Genomic DNA, 17,359 nt, shown 5'->3' with positions numbered 1-17,359 from the left:
TCCAAGCAGATATTGAATCTTCGTAGGAACAGTAGGAGCGCTGTAAGACGCGACCTCGCATGTTGTAGGAGCGCCGTAAGACGCGATTCTCACACGATGTCGGAGCGCGGTAAGGCGCGACCTCACATGCTGTTGGAGCGCTGTAAGGCGCGATTAATTTAAAGTTTCGTGAGTCTTTGCACCGTCGTTACCTTCGCTTCCCCTTTTTCGCTTTCGCTCGATAAACGGGATGTAGCAACGCGAGAAATTTCTCCCGAAAGCAACTTACCACTGTTTTTCCCTAAAAGCATATATCCAGAAATTTTTTCCGACCCGCTTAAAGTTCCACCTTTCGGCATCTTCTGCGAGCCTGATGTGCTCGACGAAAGCGTTATTTTATATGCATCCTCTTTCCCGACCTTCTGCATTCCTACATATTTATAGGTGTATTTCACCGGTTCCGAGCCGTTCGGATCCGGAAGTGCTACATTCGCACTCCATGTTTGCCCTACTTTCGGTGGGGACTTCGGCAACACTAAAAGGAAAAAACCACCGTTCTCGATCGTCAAAGATTTTCCCGCGCCGACTTTATAAACATAAGTGCTCACTCCACGACTCGTAACTCTCTGAGTCCTGTCACCGGCTAAAAGTAATCGCTTCAATTGTTCGGTTGCGCTAGTTTCATATTCCTTTTTCTTCTTCGAGTCAACCTTAGGGGGGGCTTTGAGTATGCTTACTTTAGCCTTCGGCTGGCTGTAACCCACAGACATCGTCGCATAATTCGCATTCACAGACGTAACGCGCAACGTTACAATGACTTCCGCATCCGCTGTAAGTTCCAGTGTTCCATCAGGCAACTTCATCGTTCTCTTCTCATTGACACTCGAACGATATTTCAAAATCTCTCCGTTTTGAAAACGAAAAGACCAAGAAGGATTCTGACCGCTCAAAGAGAGTAGGCTTGCGATAAGTAAATGGACGAACATTCTTCCGAGAGTATACTCCGCTTCGTGATTCGGGTGAAAGGCTTGACGCACCGATTCGGAGAGCAAACTGTCCTTCGAAACATTTCCTTCGAAATAGCCGAAGGCGAGGCTGTCGCAATTATGGGGGCTTCAGGCGGTGGGAAGACTACACTCCTCCGCTGCATGGCAGGGCTTTTAGAACCTACGGAAGGCACCGTAGAAATATTCGGAGTGAATATCTATCGTTGCAAGGAAAGCGAACTTAACGACTTGCGGCAAAAAATAGGAGTCGTATTTCAAAGTTCTGCATTATTCGATTACATGAACGTCGAGGAAAATGTCGCTTTCGGAATTATTCGTAAAAAAAGACTAAGCAAAAAAGAAATCTCTGAGTTGGTTTCGAGGTGCTTGAGTTTAGTCGGTTTGAAAGGGATAGAAAAAATGATGCCCAGCGAACTAAGTGGCGGAATGAAAAAACGAGTGGCTATCGCACGCGCGCTCGCTACCGAACCTCGCATCATTTTTTATGACGAACCTACATCCGGTCTCGATCCTATCACTGCATACTCCATTGACTCGCTTATTCGAGAATTGACGACAAAACTCCATGTAACGACCATCGTGGTTTCTCACGACCTCCATTCCGTTTTGCGAACGACGGACAGAACCTTTTACCTTTACCAAGGTGAACTCATTTGGCAAGGACCAACACGCGAATTGCAAAATGTCGAAGACCCCCGAATTCGAGAAGCGATAAACGCATCTGAAGCAGAATCCCTCATGGAGATTGATCCTAAACTTTTGTAAGTGCATATTTTGAGCTAGGGGTTGTAGATACACGAAAAAACGACTAACTCAAAAACGGGTCATCAGGCTCATCCGGGAATTGATGTTCTCTTCTTCGAGGAACTTTTTTCCCACACTTTCGAATCACATTCATTACACTCGTTTCGTCTTTCCCATTTGGCAAAATATCTAATTCCCTAATTGCCTTCTTGATACTCCGGTCCCGTTCGAGGGAATCCCAACACGCAATTTCGTCTCGCACGGCTTTGGGAGAAACCTTTCCATTGCTCTTTTGCACTGCTAACGTTATGAGAGACTCTTCCAAATCGAGTTCTCGTACAGCAGGATACATGACCATCCCGTCTTCGCCTTTCAAAACACAAGGGCGCGGAAATCGAACGAAAACGGGTTGACTGAAATGCGGATGGCGAATCATCATCTCTCCCGGTGATGCTGTGGCTAACTTTTCGCGAATCGCCGGAGAATACACACGATAAATGTCGCTCGAAAGTTCTTCCATTTCGATATGACCATAAGCGGAATTCGAGCAATTCCCCACGACTTGCGCGTCCACACGCGAGCGAAATTGCTGCGCGCCGAACAAAACCAAACCCATGTATCTTCCTCGAGCGGAAATATCTCGCAGTGTCCTCATGACCTCCGTCATCCGTCCCCCACTCGGTGCGAATTCATTAAGTTCATCTACCGCAATAATTAAACGCTCCACTCCCAATTCTTTTTTCTCCATTTTTTCTTTCAAACGGGTAATTACTTCAGCGAAAATCAACTCTTGAGCATCCCCGTCCATACGCGAAATATCGATCACATAGACGCTGCGATTTTCGAATTTTTCCGGTAGGGGGGGGTTCGAATCGCCCGTTTCGGAAATCAAACCGCGAAAACGCAACGCGAACCCATTCAACTTTCGATACATTTTGTCCCATGTTGCGATGTGATGCCCTAAAAACTCCGATTTTCCCTTCGAGGCTGCTGTTTTTTTCAAGATATATACGATCTTCATAAGTTCTAACAGATTTCGAGCCTTGATGCGTTTAGGATTTTCGACATTGTCGAGCAGCGCTTCAATTTCGCTTCTTTCGCCACTCGGTAATTCCGAAATTGTGTTTTTCAAATCATCTTTCATATCCTCCTTGATGACGAATCCGTCCGCCTGCAAAACATCTCTCCTCAAAAAATGCAAAAAAGCATCCGCGTTCGTGTTCATATCTTGCTCGTCGAGCAGAACATCGGCGTGTTCCAAAACTTTGTCAACACCGTAACAAAAGCCGTGTGTAGGATTTTTCTTGACAAGTTCCTCGTGATTCCTCAAAGTTCGAAGGTTCACTCGAGCCTCGTCTGCAAAAGGAGCATAAAAAACGACCTTCTCGAAAGGTTTCGGCTCGATTTCGCATGCTTCGTATATTTTTCTGTCTTCTTCGGGCAAATCGTCCTTTTGAGGACAATCCAGATAAAGCAAGTCCCCCCCCTTCGTGTTGAATAATACCGCAGCGATTTCCGTATGCTCGTTGTATTTCTGCAAAAGCGATTGCAGAAGGAACAAAATAAAACTCGTCTTCGCAGCCAACCCGCTCGTTCCCGTAACGTTCAAATGTCCTGCCTCCGGTCCTAAAAGAAAAGCCGGGTCTATCAAAACGGGAATCGGCTTTTCCCTTTTTCCATACACGCCTACCGGAATTCCTTCTTCTACGAATTTATCCGCGCCTAGTGCTGTTTGCAAATCCTCCTTTTCCGCTTCGTAGACTTCGCCCAATCCGACAGCCCCGATAGGATCGGGGGGGTCGCGTCGTAGCACCGCCGCTTCGTACTCCCGCATCTCCAAGCGGTTGCTCGGAGCTTCGAAAGCTGCTTTTCCCTTACGGCTCTGATAATCCGCAAATGCATTCGGCGAATCATCGTAAGCATGCGCTTCGATTACGGTTCCATAAACTTTCGCTTCATTCTCACCGTTTCGATAAACGACTTTGACCAACGTTCCGATACCGATCGGAAAATCTTTATACGCCCAAAAACGAAAAGAATAAGCCGTAGTCGGGTTCTTCTCCGTTCCTACGACATGACCTATTGGCTCTCGTGTTTCGAATTTTTCTTCATGCATCTCTTTTCTCTCCTAAAGTTTATTCAGATTTTCAATCTCAGTATCCTATCCAACCTTGCAATCGCGTTGCGCTCGGTTGATGCGATTTCAAATACACTTCCACACGCCGAATCGGATAAATCAAACGGTCATAACGAGGGTCGGGCAACGACAAAGGAGTCGTCTCCGCAATCAACCATGCACTGACGGAATCCACCCAACGCATCGTCTCTTCGAAAGGTGGCATCTCGATTCTTACCAAGCCGTAAGAAGCAGAAGAACCGGAATCGTCGTACAAACGAAGATACCAACTGTACGCTTCGTCTCTTTGTTGCCCTGTTCTCGCAATGAACACACTGCTTCTTTCTCCGACCTTCAAATTCAATATGACCTCTCGCGCATCTCTGGTTTTGAAATATTGCTTCCGATGAGATTTCACTACTCCCACAATCGGACAAAAGGATGACAAACTGGTGCAAAGCTTAGCGACACCACCGTCAATATAGAGCCAACCTTCACTGCTTTCCATCCACCGCTTTGCCAATTTCGTTTCCATTTCGTATCGTGTTTCGCTAATCTTGTCCAAAACGAGTTCGCGCAAACCCGCAAGACCTTTATTTACATCGTAGACGACCGGAATAACTTTCCAGCCAATTTCTTCAAATATTTCTTTCGCTTCGGAATTCTCATCTACATGGAATATCGCTAAAAGTTCTTCGTAATCGCAATGTTCGTTCAGGATTTCTTTTCCCTCACGACATAAAACGGCTGCATTGATAAACGAAAGATAACCGCAAACCCCGTAAACTTCGTATGCAAGACGAGAAGTTTGTGCTCCATCCACGAAATGAGTGAAGTCGCTCTTCCCGATATCGCTTACAGAGTGAGCTGCGAGCCTATTTCCCTCGACAATTTCCGAGTCTATGGCTTGAGGTTCATCCAAACCGAAATAAGGGTCGGCTTCGAGTAGAAAAGACTCAGCAGGAGGGGAGTTACGGATTACCCTCAATCCTGGAATCCTCTTCGATGCCTCCGCTATTGGCTTGGGTTCAGCAAGTATCTGCTTCCCCTCCATAAAGAAATATTTTAGCATACAAGTGTCTACTGGAGCGTGTTTGCGAAGAGGGAAGCCTCAAACTTCGAAGTCTCTTTTCTGATTTTATGCCTACGAGTCCGCTACTGAGGTTCCCTCATTTTGAAAAATGAGAATTGTTCCATCCGAGGAGAGGAGTTCAAAGTCGTTGTATCTGACTGTCTTTTCTTTGCCTCTTATATCCAAAAAATGGGAAAGGATGCGTATGCAATCTTTCTTACGAATAGGAGGTAACCATGAATATCTATTCAAATAAAACGCTGGCTCTTTTTGCCTTAGCGCTCTTTGCAACTTCTGCTTTTTCGGCAATTCAATTCGACCCGGCGGTGACCTATCCTGTGGGCGTTAATCCCGAATCTGTAGCCATTGCAGATTTCAATGGTGACGGTTTCAAAGATTTAGCCGTCGCCAATAACAACAGCGACAATGTATCTATCCTGTTGAATCAAGGCAACGGAACGTTCGCCAACGCGATTAACTTCGCGACTGGGAACGGCACGAGCCCATTCGCAATCGCTGCTGCTGATTTCGATATGGATGGCGACCAAGATCTCGCGGTAACGCTGAAAAATACGAACCAAGTTCGTATCATGAAAAATTCCGGTGGGGCATCGTTCAGCAACTTCGCTACATTTTCTGTCGGCACTGAACCCCGCTCCATTGTCACAGCCAAACTGGATGCCGATTCGGACTTCGACCTCGCAGTCGGTAACCGAACATCAGGAAACGTTTCCGTCCTTCTCAACATGGGAGATGGAACATTCGGCGCAGCAACGAACTACTCCACAGGTCAAGATGTGCGCTCCGTATCCGCCGGAGACCTCGACGGTGATGGTGACCAAGATTTATCCGCTTCGAATCACGATTCTCGGACAGTCACCCTGCTTCGAAATAGTGGTAGTGGAACGTTCACGTTTTGGGCAGATCTGTCCGTCGGTGGGGATTTGCGCCCTGATGATTCCGCGATTGCCGATTTGGACAAAGACGGAGATTCGGATATCGCCGTCGCAACTTCCGGAAACAACAATGCACTTAATTTCGCTTCGATATTCCTTAATAACGGTGGGACTTTTTCGGGTCCGTCGAATTTCACCGTTGGTACAGAACCCGTTTCGATAATCGCAGCCGATTTAGATGGAGATGGCGACATGGACATCGCCACTGCAAACCAAAGTGCGAACAGCATCTCCATTCTCGAAAACTTCGGTCCTGCAAGTTTCGGAGCGGCAATGAATCTTTCGACTGGTGGATCATCCCCCACTTGGATGGAAGCAGGAATGTTGGACAGCGATTCAGATATAGATCTGGTCGTTGTGAACGAAGGTTCGAACAACGTCTCCGTCTTCATGAACGCAAGCGCATTTCAAGTGTTGCCCAATAGCTTCACCGTCGTACGCGGTACGTTATTGAGTGGAGTCGTAAGCGACCTCTTTGCGAGCGACAATCTCAAACTCCAAGTTCAAAGACCGCGTTCGCAAACCCTCAGCGAAGTGAAAATCATCGTTGACGTGAAAGGCACTTCTTCGGCGACATCGGCGAGCACTTTGAAACTCACATTCGAAGGAGTCTCTTCCCTCTCCGGTGCCACACAGAAACTCTACTTGTTCAACTACAACACCAATAGTTTCGAACTGGTAGATACACGCACTGCTTCGACAACGGACAGCATCGTCGAAGTCCTCATTTCCTCCAATGCCTCCCGGTTCATTAACTCCTCGACTGGTGAAATCAAAGGTCGCGCCGAATGGTTGAAGTCAGGCTTCACACCACCGAACTGGAGTGTCGGCATTGACCAATTCCATTGGTCGTTGACGAAATAAAGCCTTTCGCCTTGCAACTTCTGGTCTCTTGAAACAAACCGAGGCGCGCCAGCCACGCATGGCGCGTCCGGTTTGTTTAATATAATAAAGTGCTCTCGATTCGTAGGGGGTATATACTATTGCGTGTTCTTTTGGCGCCGTACCCAAGTGGTTAAGGGAAGGGTCTGCAAAACCCTCATTCAGCGGTTCGAATCCGCTCGGCGCCTCCAAAAGTCTTAATGACTGCATCCTCGAAAAAAATGTTTATGGAACAGGAAACGCTTACACGTATAGGACTCGGAACTCCACCGCCGTTATACGTAGAGTCAGAAGTATTTTCCGGGTCTTTAGTACTTCTGTTTCATCTCGCAAGAGAAGGCAAAGTCAACCTCGCTGAGGTCCCCCTTTCCCCACTTTGCGAGGCGTATCTCGAATATCTCAAGGAAATCGCATTCGAAGATGTGGAGCATGCTGGCGCTGCGCTTTTCGCTTTGGCTTATCTCGTGGAGCGTAAGGCTTGGGCACTCCTCCCGATTGCAGACCCACCGCCCCCCGAAGAACCTCCCATTCTCCCAGAGCCTACCGTCGAAGAATACAATCCCGTAATCGAACAACTCGTCTTTCAATACGAAGACCGCTCAAAAACATTTTTTAGAACAGCACCCATCGACAAGGAGAGTTTCGAGCCTCCGATCGAATTAGGAAACGTTTCGATTGACGACCTCGCCAAAGCCTTCGAAAAGGTTCTTGCTCGAGCCAAGCCGGTAGAGGTCGAAAAACTCGCCCGTCCTCGCCCGACTTTGAGCGAGGTGATGGGAAATATTATGCGAACATTGCGTCAAGTTGGAAAAGGTGGATTCGAAACGATTTTGCCGGAAAATTACACCCGTTTCGACGCGGTATTCGTCTTTCTTGGTGTATTAGAACTCATTCGCATTGGAAAACTCCATGCAGAACTCAAGGATGGTGAAGTGTGGTTTCGAGTGAAAGAATCATAACTGAAAGAATAAACATGGAAGTGAATACGCGAGAACTCGCTAAAATTCTCGAATGTCTTCTTTTCGTAGCAGAAAACCCCGCAACAATCGAAGACCTTTGCGAAGCGACGAACGCGGCTCCCGATGATGTTCATGAAGCCCTCGAGGAGTTGGGAAAGCGATTACAAACCGATTCAGGCTTGCAACTAGTTCGCATTGCGGGGGGGTATCAACTTTGCACGAAGAAAGAATTCGCGGATATCATCGCAAGGTTTCTGAAACCCCAAAAGAGACGACTCAGCAGAGCGACCCTCGAAGTTTTGGCAATCGTCGCATACAAACAACCCATAACGGCGGCTGAAATTCAAATGATTCGAGGAGTTCAAAGCGACTATTCGATTCGACAACTTCAAGAAAGAGGGCTAATCCAAGAACTGGAACGCAAAAATGCTCCGGGAAGACCCATCCTTTATGGGACTACCCAGGAATTTTTGCATCAGTTCGGGCTCAACGACTTATCGGAACTTCCCAGCCTAAACGGTAAGGCTGCGGTCGAAGAAATCGGATGAGTGCCAACCAGGCATTACGCTTTTTCCTAACGACATCCTTCTTCTTCTCTTTTCTGCTGGCTCATTCTCAAAACCCGAACACCTCCGCCCCCCCGAATATTCGCTCCAAATCCGCAATCGTTATGGATGCTGAAACTGGCTTCGTTCTTTATGAACATGACGCGCATACACCTCGCCACCCCGCGAGCACCACGAAAATCATGACTGCGTTGCTTTTGGTCGAGCACTTCGAACCATTAGACATCATTACTGCTCCTGAGGACTGCGAAAAAATCGAAGGTTCGAGTCTCTATCTCAAACCGAATGAACAATTAAACGCAAAGGATATGCTCTATGCGCTTTTTTTACGTAGCGCAAACGACGCAGCTCACGCTATTGCATGCGCAATTGCAAATGGTGACCAAGAATTCGCAAATCTCATGAATGAACGTGCAAACCAGTTAGGCTGCAAACATACACATTTCACGAACCCTCATGGCTTGAGCGACCCAAAACATTATTCGACGGCATATGATCTAGCACTAATTACACGAGAAGCGATGAAATATCCCCTCGTTAGAGAAGCAGCAGCCACACGTTCTGCATGGATTTCTCGCTCTATAAACACAAAAGACACTTTCTTGAAATCCAAAAATCGTTTTCTATTCGAACCCGGTGCGGAAGGTGTAAAAACGGGTTACACGCGCGAAGCAGGACATTGCTTCGTAGGATTCAAACGAGAAAACGATTGGGGGTTGATTGCCGTCGTCTTGGATAGTGAAGATTGGCTGACCGATACTCAAACTCTTTACGATTGGGCATATGCGAATTACGAACGCCGCATCGTATTTCCTGAAAAAACAATTATGGGAAAAGCATTGGTCGAAGACGGAAAACAGAGCAGCGTACGTGGAATTCTCGAAAAAGATTTTCGAGTTATCGCGCGAAAGGGCGAACTCTTGGGTCCTCCCGAAATCCGTTGGAAAAACCTCATCGCTCCTGTGCATGCAGGGGATGAAATCGGAAAGGTCGTTTTTGAAAAAGACGGTATCACTTTCGCAACCGCGGTTCTGGCGGAAAAAACGATTGAAGCAGCTCCCTTTTGGCAAAAAGCGCAATCTACGCCAATTCAGGCGAGTATCTGTTTATTGCTGTTTGCAATGATGTGGAGTTTCTATAAAAAACGCATCGCTCGATATAAGTAAAATCTTAAAAAAGCATTACGGAAAATATGACCTGCAAAGAACGTGTCTTCACCGTGTTGAAAGGACAAAAAGCGGATCGCCCGCCGCTCAGTTTCTGGCACCATTTTCCTCCGCCTGCCATCCGAAGAAAGGAAGCAGTCGAAGCGCATCTCAATCACCTGGAACGTTGGAAACTCGATTTTCTCAAAGTGATGAACGATACAGGTTTCCCTCGTCCCAATCCGAATTGGGTAATCACGTCCGCTGACGATTTGAAACAAATTCCTGAATATTCGGGAACCGAAAAAGAATTCGAAGAAGAACTCCACATCGTTCGGGATTTAGCGGAACGATTACAAGGCGATCCCCCTATGATTGTTACGGTCTTCAATGCATGGTCGACCCTGCGACGTCTCTGTGCTCCCGAAAGCGACGTTCACGGACCACCAAAACTCGATGGACGCGATGAGCGCGACGAAATTTTGCAGCGAATCCTCCGCGAAGACGCTAAAGTGCTTTCCGAAGCATTGCAAAAAATCAGTAGAGCGCTTGCACATTTTTCGAGAGAATGCCTTAGAGCAGGCTCGGATGGAATTTTTCTCTCCGTGCGCGACGATTGGCTCGAAACTGCAAACGACTACGACGAGTTCGTAAAACCCAATGACTTTGTCATTCTCGATGCCGTTTCGAATGCTTCATTTAACATGCTTCATGTTTGCGGCAAACCGAAAAATTTCGAACGTTTCACCAAATATCCCACTCAAGCAATTAATTGGGCAGACCGCTATGCTGGCCCTAGCATTTCGGAGGCGATAAAACTCACACGACAAACCATCTGCGGTGGTCTCGATAATCTGAATACAATGCCGAACGGCACACCCGAAGATTGCGTACGCGAGGTACACGACGCACTTCGTCAAGCAGGAGAAAGACCGATTATGATTACTCCCGGATGCACTTACGACCCTAATGCAGTGCCAGAAGAAAACTTACATGCCATTGTCGATGCAGTGCACAATTTAGCGTATTAATGCGGCAAACCGAATAGATAATAAATCAAGCACAATCCGGCTAAAACGAGCATGCCAGGACGGATTTCTCGATATTTCCCCGCGACCGCTTTCATTATAGGATAAAGGAGGAGTCCAGCCGTCAAGCCGTCCGCTATGTTGTATGTAAAAACCATCAGCGCAATCGTCGCAAATGCGGGAATCACCTCCGTCCAATCGTTGGTCTCGATTTCTTTAAGTGAAGTCATCATCAAAGCGCCCACCACAATCAGCGCAGGATAATAGGCGAACTTCAAAGACTGAAACGGTTCTATCAAAGGAATAAAAAACAACGAAGCGAAGAAAAGCCCCCCCGTAACTAATGCCGCTAACCCGGTCCTCGCCCCTTCGCGAATTCCCGTTGCCGATTCGATATAAGCACCCGATGTCGAAGTGCCCACCAAAGCAGCAAACATACAGGAAAGAGCATCCACGAACATCGGTTTTTGGACTTCCGGAAATTCCCCTTTTTCGTCCAACATCCCCCCCACTGCTCCCAAACCGAGAAGCGTTCCCGTAGTATCCAAAAACGCCATCAGCACTAAGGTGAGCAAAACGGGAAATAGACTCCACTGCAAAACTCCTAAGATATCTAAATGAAATGCGATGGGTTCTAAAGAATATTCCCCTAGAAACGGAATCGTCGCAATTCCTTTCAATGGCGCCCCCCTCCCTAAAAGTATCCCTATCGTGCCGCAAAGGATGATGCCCAAAAGAATCGCACCCTTTATCTTGCGCACTAATAAAAAGGAAATCAACAGAAAACCTAAAATTGCCAACAATACGTCAGGAGAGCGGAAATCACCGATTTTCACGGGCACCGCCGGAGCCCCGCTCGCGATGATTCCCGTTTCGTAAAGCCCGATAAAACTCAAAAATAACCCAATCCCCACCGCAAATGCATGCTTCATGCTCTTCGAGATACTCTCTGCCAACCATTGCCTCAAACCGAACAAAGTAATCAACAAAAACACGACTCCCGCCACGAATACCGAGCCCAACCGTTCCTGCCAAGTCAAACCGAACGCAGAAAGACCGAAGGCGATGAATGCGTTCTCCCCCATATAAGGCGCAACAGCAATGGGACGATTTGCGAGCAGACCCATCAGTACACACCCGAATACGGCAGTAAGGATCGTTGCAATGGTCGAAGGTGCGATGGGAATTCCTGCCACTTGCAAAATCGCAGGGTTCACGACGATGATGTATGCCATCGAAGCGAAAGTCGTGACCCCGCCCAATACCTCGATACGGATACTCGAACCCCGTTCAGCAATTTTAAAAAACTCAGCAATTTTTAAAAATCCGCTCGCTTTCACCCATTACACAAGACGAACAACTTAAGTGATTTTTCTCCACCTCGATGGACAGCCAACGCTCTACTGATGATAATAAACTACATTTCCGCCATTATCCCAATCCGTCACACCCATATCCAGTTTCGTAGAATAGACATATTCCACGAGAACGCTTCGAGTAGGCACATTCTTCAACGAAATCCATCCATTGAGCAAATTGGCGCAATATTCCGTTTGGGAAAGAGTTTTTCCATCCACGACGACCTTTACGATTTTTTCTATTGGCTGACGATCTAAATAATATAATTTACGAGGTGTATTTCGAATCTGAAGGAATGGGCTCGCATCCCAATAGTTTACTGTCTTACCCGTATAAATGTCTTTTCGCTCTTGTTTCGTAACGAGACCGTCGCGATTCAGGTCGCCGAAACAAATCGCCTCCACCACCAAAGAATTCGAAGAAGTCCAAGAAGGGGTCGCATTGAATCCGCTTCCGTTATTCAAAAAGATTCGGACTTTATTCCACCATGCCCCCCCAGCGAAATCTAACCTTCCATCAGCGTTCACATCGGCGAGCGCTAATCCCGACACATATCCCACATAGTACGACCATCCAGGAGTTTGTTCGAAATAACCATTTCCCGAGTTGCGATAAAGTTTGAATTTCCCCGTTCCCCCACCTAATTGGTTGTTGTCGCTCATAACCATGTCGGGTCTACCATCTCCTGTAACGTCTCCGAGGGCAAGCGTATTGGCGAATTGTGAGCCGTTATCCGTACTCTGCCAATCGGGAATCGTATCGATTACCCCGCCGTTGTTTCTATAAATGAAATTATATGTCCAACTCCCTATGGCGACGACATCTTGGTCGCCGTCGTCATCCACATCGCAAAACTCCATATGGTCCAAATGATTGTTGTCGTTCGATTGCCATCCAGGAGTCGTTTGCAAAGTCCCCCCCACATTGAAATAGATGAAGTTTTTCCATTTTTGCCCCCCATAAGCATCGGAAGAACCGATGAGCAAATCCAAATCCCCATCCGAATCGGGATCGCCGAAAGCGACGTGCCAACCGTAAAAACTGTTGCTCGAAGTCCAACTCGGATTGCTGCTCAATACCCCCCCTTGATTCAAATAAAGTTTAACTCCAGGACCACCTTGCGCAACCAAAATTGCAACAGCGACGTCCAGCCATCCGTCTTGGTTCACGTCTCCAATCGCTAAATGCCCGTGATATTTCGCATCGGCAGACTGCCATCCTGGAGAAGACTGCAATATCCCCCCCGTATTGTAGTAAACAGTGACTTTTTCTTTCGACATATCGTTTCCATTCGAAACGACGAAATCGAGCCAACCATCGTTGTTGATGTCCGCAAATGCGCCACCGGTCGCATAATGTTTATCGCTCGAAATCCAATCCGGCGCGTTCTTGTATTGACCGAGCGAAAATAACGGTAAAAGGATAAACGCGACAAGTAATAATGCTTTCCGTTTCATAGAACCCATTCCTTCCTTCATAAAAGACGCCGAATTTACTGCACAAAGTTCGATTGCCCATTCACGGAGATGCCCATTCACCGAGATGCCCATCCTTTAGGCTGTGATATTTCTGACCCAAAAAGAGAGCATGTCAATTCAAAAACCGGTTCCCCTTGCGTAAGCAGGGGGAACCCTTAGAGAGGGATATACATTTCACGAGAGAAATAGTCTATACGTTACCGATTGGGTAGGGTGGACCTTCTCGGAATCAGCAAAAAGAAAATCCAAAACGCTAAAGCGAGATAAGGAAACCACTTTCGCAAAGGGCTAACAAGGGGGGGATGTATAACGACTTCCCCACGTGCGATGGAAGGCTTCCCTACTTCTGTTTCACTCACGACGTTTCCTCTATCGTCTACCACTAAACTCGGTCCTGTGGGAGCGCTGCGAACGACCGGAACGCGGTTTTCCGCTGCGCGCACAATCGCGACCGCCCTCAAATGTCCAATCGCTCCCGTGCCTTGATACCAATCGTCCATGCTCGGAACTACCAAAACCTGCGCACCGTTTTCCAAATGCTTTCGAGCGACCTCTTCGAAAAGTACCTCGAAGCAAATCATCCCCCCCACGCGAATCCCCCCCACTTGCAATGTCGTTACCTGCGTAGCAGGGATCAAATCACCTGTCGGTAAGCGAAAGAGGGGGACTAAAAAAGGTAATTGCTTGCGAAACGGAACGTATTCACCGAAGATTACCAAGCGCGTTTTATCGGCATACTGCCACTTCCCATCGAAAGCGAATAAACTTTGATACGTTCCTTCCGATGTTTTCCTTTGCCCCCCCAAAATAGCAGGAACGGTGAAATCCAAAGAGAAGGGTGCTCGCGGAGGCTCGTTATCTATTGCATAAGAAATGCCTTCAGGGAGGACGACCAAATCTATTCGGGAAGATGAACCAATCCTAAGAACGAGTGGAATGCGTTCCTTAAGCAATTTTCTTTGAGTTTGGCTATCGGAAAATGCCAAATCCACAGCAGGTTGCGCAGCTACGAGAACGCGTTTTTCACCGGGAATCTCATAAAGATAACTGAATATGCTTCCAGCGAATATCCCGAGCAGAAAAATAAAATAAATCTTTGTCTCCCGCATCTCGGCTTTCATTCCCAAACGCAAAACGAAAACATTGAAAAGGCATAATACGGCAGATAAAAAATAAATGCCCCCCCACCATGCAGGCTGGAGAAACGTCGTTATCGGAGTGACAGATGTTCCCAGCAAAGCCCAAGGAAAGGCCAAATAAGGAATACCGGAGCGCAAAACTTCTACACCCGCCCAAATCAAAGGAATCGCCCAAAACGCTTTTCTTTCCATCGCTTTCGCACTCGCCATCGCCCATACCCCCCCGTACACTGCGAACGCAGCACAAACCAAAAGGTAAGGAACGGTACCCAAAAGGATAGAATTCGTCCAACGAGACACGAATTGGGCAAGCCAAAAGAAATTAATCAATCCGAAAGCAAAAAGAAATAAATAACCCCTTCCGAATGCCTGGCGTAAATTGCATTCCGTAAGAGTAACTAAAACGGGAACGAGGGCGACCCACGCAAGCAAAAATAACGGAAACGGAGGAAACGAAAGTGCGAGCAAGATTCCGCCGAAAATAGGAAAAAGGATATTCCGACTGCCCAATTTCTGTAAATTATGCACGCATCGTGCTCGGTAGAGGTTTGGAATCGAGATGAGAAACGTCGTTATAGCGCAAGAGAGTTCTGCGCTTATTTTCTGAAATTTCGATTTCCGTAATCGAAGCGTTCATAATGCGAAAGCAAGAAGCCGTACCGGGAGAACCTCCTATCAAAGCAGCGATGAGGTTGGCAATCGTACCTCCGTGGGATACGATAAGAATATCCCCTTTCGGATATTTTTGCAGCATCTCCCAAAGAAAAGAAGAACAGCGTGCAAAAACTTCTATTCCGGTCTCCCCCCCCGTCGGTGCATAAAACGCAGGGTCGCTCCTGTATCTTTCTAAATGCTCTGCCTCTTTCGTTGCGATTTCTTCCCTCGTTTTTCCTTCCCACTCTCCATAATTCCTTTCCCGCAATCGAGAGTCTTCGATGAGGTTGCTGGAATTCGTAACACCTGCAATTGCCTTCGCCGTCTCTATCGTCCGAGACATATCGCTGCAAAAAATTGCTTCGAATGAACGCTCTTTGAGAGAATTCGCGAGTTTTCTGGATTGCTCACGCCCCACTTCGTCTAAGGGGATATCGATATGACCTTGATTTCGCATAGCCGCATTCCATTCCGTTTGACCATGCCGTACCAAAACCACATTAAGCATATCGAATTTATACCTGCCAAGCGCGCAATTCGCCTAATTCCCGAAATTCAGGATCGAGACGAACTCTTCCGATATGGATTTTGGAAATCGCTGCCTCCGCGTCTATCGGCGTTAAAATTCGCACCATTTCTTTATCGAATTCCATAGCCTGTATTCTTCCGACAGCGACATGCCAACCATTTGCCTGCTCTAATCCTATGATAAGCCCACGAAATAAAGCAGGATGAACAAGGATTCCTTTCTTGCATCCGAAGAATCGTAGCGCATTCGACATTTTTCTGCCCCCATTCTTTTCCTGAGAAACGATATATAAATAATCGCCGATGATTTCCGCATAACTCGCTTCCTTAAATCCCATTTCATGTAGGGTATTTAATTCTGCAACTTCTAACGGGATTCCTGAACGAAACCGCGCACCTAAAAACGCGACATCTCGAAGAGAAATATCCAATTCTTTCGAATTCGTAAAGTAGGTTTTCCAACATGCATTTCTCCAAGCCGTTAGCACGTTTTCGGGACGCCTTTCCGAGCCTTCGAGTGGGGGGCGAACTTCGATGCGGCATTCTGCATGCGGGAGCAAGATGCTTCCCACCCCTTCGAATCCAATCCCAATAATTTTCTCGGGCAATAAAAGTGTAGTTAAGTTTCGATATAAGTCGGTTTGCTGCGATGTCGTTGGCTCGAGTGTGACTTCGACAACTAAGGGCGATGCGTTCGCCTCACGAACCCCCCACAACAACGCTGTTACCGCGGCTAATGGCTTCTTCCACAAACTCAATGAGCCGATAAAGTGAAATCCGAGAGATTTCCCACCTGGGGCATACAATGAAACGGTAGAAAGTGGCGCGATGTCCTGCCTCGAGGGATCGAGATTTAAATAATAAAACCCATCCTCCTTGCACATTTTCATTCCGAGACGAGTTTTCCCGACCTGCGGTGGACCCACTAAAAGAACTCGAGAGGACATTCGTTTTATAAACCTGTTATGGTCGGGGCGGGCAGATTTGAACTGCCGACCTCTCCCACCCGAAAGGAGCGCTCTACCAGGCTGAGCCACGCCCCGACTTGGAAAAAAGTATACCGTGAATTATTATTTCGATGATTGCCGAAATATCGTGGTATTATTACCCTGTGAGAGCAAATCCTCTGGTATTCGGCGCATTATCGGATGAAAACCGGTTAAGAATTCTCGCTGCTCTTCTTCGATGCCCAGAATCTGGCTGCGAAGACGTCTGCGTATGCGAACTTTCCGACGCTCTCCGAATAAAACTTTCGACCTTATCCTCTCACTTGAACGTGCTCCGACAGGCAGTCCTCGTTTTTTCCAGAAAAGACGGAACATGGGTTTATTATCGTTTGGCTGAGAACCTCCCCAAATGGCTTCTCGAGGCTTTAGCGGAATACACACCCCCGCATGAAGACACGGAGCGCCTCGCGCTAAGACTCCGAATGCGAAGTTCTGGGAAATGCTGCCTTCCTGTGGGTGCACTTCAAGCATCCAGATTAGGAGGTTCCTCATGAGCAAATGTAAATGCTGCGATTGTTGCGATTGCTGCGACTGTTGTGATTGCTGCAAATGCGGTTGCGGCTGTTGCAGTAAGTAAGGATACGAAGCACCCAAAGGCATGAAACTTTGGGTGCTTTTCACTTTTGAAAATAATTCACTTTCGAAAAGGGATAGTCACCAAAAAGCGACTAGTGGTTTACTCCGCGTTTTTATTCGAGGGCTTCTCCGTATTCTTCTTTGCCCTGCTTGTACGAGGTTTT

At 47.2% G+C, this 17,359-nt stretch carries 15 protein-coding genes and 2 tRNA genes; 8 read left to right on the top strand and 9 right to left on the bottom strand.

The window, feature by feature from the left end; translation table 11 throughout:
* Nucleotides 1–158: 158 nt before the first annotated feature.
* Nucleotides 159–965, bottom strand: coding sequence for a hypothetical protein (locus tag VNK96_05725; GenBank protein ID HWP31204.1), 807 nt, complete (start codon nucleotides 963–965; stop codon nucleotides 159–161).
* Between VNK96_05725 and VNK96_05720 the strand changes: the two genes are divergently transcribed.
* Entirely contained in the window at nucleotides 954–1,751 is a 798-nt protein-coding gene (locus VNK96_05720) for an ABC transporter ATP-binding protein (protein HWP31203.1), read from the top strand. The genes VNK96_05725 and VNK96_05720 overlap by 12 nt on opposite strands.
* Nucleotides 1,752–1,794: 43 nt before the next feature.
* Here the strand turns inward: VNK96_05720 and VNK96_05715 are convergent, their stop codons facing one another.
* Nucleotides 1,795–3,846, bottom strand: coding sequence for a hypothetical protein (locus VNK96_05715; GenBank protein HWP31202.1), 2,052 nt, complete (start codon nucleotides 3,844–3,846; stop codon nucleotides 1,795–1,797).
* A 37-nt stretch (nucleotides 3,847–3,883) separates the two neighbouring features.
* Nucleotides 3,884–4,900: a hypothetical protein gene (locus VNK96_05710; GenBank protein HWP31201.1), complete on the bottom strand. Its 1,017-nt coding sequence runs from the start codon at nucleotides 4,898–4,900 to the stop codon at nucleotides 3,884–3,886.
* 254 nt (nucleotides 4,901–5,154) lie between these two features.
* Between VNK96_05710 and VNK96_05705 the strand changes: the two genes are divergently transcribed.
* The 6 genes from VNK96_05705 (at nucleotide 5,155) to VNK96_05680 (ending at nucleotide 10,457) form a co-directional block, all read left to right on the top strand.
* Nucleotides 5,155–6,738 (top strand): VCBS repeat-containing protein, encoded by a 1,584-nt coding sequence (locus VNK96_05705; GenBank protein ID HWP31200.1) that lies wholly within the window; start codon nucleotides 5,155–5,157, stop codon nucleotides 6,736–6,738.
* 133 nt (nucleotides 6,739–6,871) lie between these two features.
* A tRNA-Cys gene (locus VNK96_05700) sits at nucleotides 6,872–6,947 on the top strand.
* A 36-nt stretch (nucleotides 6,948–6,983) separates the two neighbouring features.
* Nucleotides 6,984–7,715 carry a segregation/condensation protein A gene (locus VNK96_05695; GenBank protein HWP31199.1) on the top strand — a complete coding sequence of 244 codons (732 nt, stop codon included), beginning with the start codon at nucleotides 6,984–6,986 and terminating at the stop codon, nucleotides 7,713–7,715.
* Nucleotides 7,716–7,729: 14 nt separating this feature from the next.
* Nucleotides 7,730–8,263, top strand: a complete 534-nt coding sequence (scpB, locus tag VNK96_05690) for an SMC-Scp complex subunit ScpB (GenBank protein HWP31198.1) — start codon at nucleotides 7,730–7,732, stop codon at nucleotides 8,261–8,263.
* Nucleotides 8,260–9,447, top strand: coding sequence for a D-alanyl-D-alanine carboxypeptidase family protein (locus VNK96_05685; GenBank protein HWP31197.1), 1,188 nt, complete (start codon nucleotides 8,260–8,262; stop codon nucleotides 9,445–9,447). Before scpB ends, VNK96_05685 begins: the two co-directional genes overlap by 4 nt.
* Before the next feature lie 26 nt (nucleotides 9,448–9,473).
* On the top strand, nucleotides 9,474–10,457 hold the full coding sequence (locus VNK96_05680) for a uroporphyrinogen decarboxylase family protein (GenBank protein ID HWP31196.1): 984 nt from the start codon (nucleotides 9,474–9,476) through the stop codon (nucleotides 10,455–10,457).
* Here VNK96_05680 and VNK96_05675 read toward each other — a convergent pair.
* The 6 genes from VNK96_05675 to VNK96_05650 all read right to left on the bottom strand — a co-directional run bounded on the left by VNK96_05675 (nucleotide 10,454) and on the right by VNK96_05650 (nucleotide 16,655).
* Nucleotides 10,454–11,794: an NCS2 family permease gene (locus VNK96_05675; GenBank protein HWP31195.1), complete on the bottom strand. Its 1,341-nt coding sequence runs from the start codon at nucleotides 11,792–11,794 to the stop codon at nucleotides 10,454–10,456. The genes VNK96_05680 and VNK96_05675 overlap by 4 nt on opposite strands.
* 60 nt (nucleotides 11,795–11,854) lie before the next feature.
* On the bottom strand, nucleotides 11,855–13,270 hold the full coding sequence (locus tag VNK96_05670; GenBank protein HWP31194.1) for a VCBS repeat-containing protein: 1,416 nt from the start codon (nucleotides 13,268–13,270) through the stop codon (nucleotides 11,855–11,857).
* A 218-nt stretch (nucleotides 13,271–13,488) separates the two neighbouring features.
* A complete protein-coding gene (gene lnt / locus VNK96_05665; GenBank protein ID HWP31193.1) occupies nucleotides 13,489–14,940 on the bottom strand; it encodes an apolipoprotein N-acyltransferase in 1,452 nt (483 codons plus the stop codon).
* Between the two features lie 10 nt (nucleotides 14,941–14,950).
* Nucleotides 14,951–15,592 carry a histidine phosphatase family protein gene (locus VNK96_05660; protein HWP31192.1) on the bottom strand — a complete coding sequence of 214 codons (642 nt, stop codon included), beginning with the start codon at nucleotides 15,590–15,592 and terminating at the stop codon, nucleotides 14,951–14,953.
* Between the two features lie 7 nt (nucleotides 15,593–15,599).
* The gene (locus VNK96_05655; GenBank protein ID HWP31191.1) at nucleotides 15,600–16,559 is read right to left on the bottom strand and encodes a hypothetical protein; all 960 of its coding nucleotides are present in this window, start codon (nucleotides 16,557–16,559) and stop codon (nucleotides 15,600–15,602) included.
* Between the two features lie 19 nt (nucleotides 16,560–16,578).
* A tRNA-Pro gene (locus tag VNK96_05650) sits at nucleotides 16,579–16,655 on the bottom strand.
* Nucleotides 16,656–16,690: 35 nt separating this feature from the next.
* Between VNK96_05650 and VNK96_05645 the strand changes: the two genes are divergently transcribed.
* Entirely contained in the window at nucleotides 16,691–17,113 is a 423-nt protein-coding gene (locus tag VNK96_05645; protein HWP31190.1) for a metalloregulator ArsR/SmtB family transcription factor, read from the top strand.
* Nucleotides 17,114–17,359 lie beyond the last annotated feature (246 nt).

The sequence above is a fragment of the Fimbriimonadales bacterium genome (assembly GCA_035559795.1).
GTDB lineage: Bacteria > Armatimonadota > Fimbriimonadia > Fimbriimonadales > ATM1 > DATMAR01.
This window is presented reverse-complemented; position numbering and strand designations above follow the sequence as displayed.

What these genes read in the sequence shown, in the direction of transcription:
- VNK96_05655 (HWP31191.1), bottom strand. Translation starts at nt 16,559, where the DNA reads ATGTCCTCTCGAGTTCTTTTAGTGGGTCCACCGCAGGTCGGGAAAACT.
- VNK96_05695 (HWP31199.1), top strand. Translation starts at nt 6,984, where the DNA reads ATGGAACAGGAAACGCTTACACGTATAGGACTCGGAACTCCACCGCCG.
- VNK96_05725 (HWP31204.1), bottom strand. Translation starts at nt 965, where the DNA reads ATGTTCGTCCATTTACTTATCGCAAGCCTACTCTCTTTGAGCGGTCAG.
- VNK96_05710 (HWP31201.1), bottom strand. Translation starts at nt 4,900, where the DNA reads ATGGAGGGGAAGCAGATACTTGCTGAACCCAAGCCAATAGCGGAGGCA.
- VNK96_05705 (HWP31200.1), top strand. Translation starts at nt 5,155, where the DNA reads ATGAATATCTATTCAAATAAAACGCTGGCTCTTTTTGCCTTAGCGCTC.
- VNK96_05670 (HWP31194.1), bottom strand. Translation starts at nt 13,270, where the DNA reads ATGAAACGGAAAGCATTATTACTTGTCGCGTTTATCCTTTTACCGTTA.
- VNK96_05715 (HWP31202.1), bottom strand. Translation starts at nt 3,846, where the DNA reads ATGCATGAAGAAAAATTCGAAACACGAGAGCCAATAGGTCATGTCGTA.
- VNK96_05660 (HWP31192.1), bottom strand. Translation starts at nt 15,592, where the DNA reads ATGCTTAATGTGGTTTTGGTACGGCATGGTCAAACGGAATGGAATGCG.
- VNK96_05685 (HWP31197.1), top strand. Translation starts at nt 8,260, where the DNA reads ATGAGTGCCAACCAGGCATTACGCTTTTTCCTAACGACATCCTTCTTC.
- VNK96_05720 (HWP31203.1), top strand. Translation starts at nt 954, where the DNA reads ATGGACGAACATTCTTCCGAGAGTATACTCCGCTTCGTGATTCGGGTG.
- scpB (HWP31198.1), top strand. Translation starts at nt 7,730, where the DNA reads ATGGAAGTGAATACGCGAGAACTCGCTAAAATTCTCGAATGTCTTCTT.
- VNK96_05680 (HWP31196.1), top strand. Translation starts at nt 9,474, where the DNA reads ATGACCTGCAAAGAACGTGTCTTCACCGTGTTGAAAGGACAAAAAGCG.
- VNK96_05645 (HWP31190.1), top strand. Translation starts at nt 16,691, where the DNA reads ATGATTGCCGAAATATCGTGGTATTATTACCCTGTGAGAGCAAATCCT.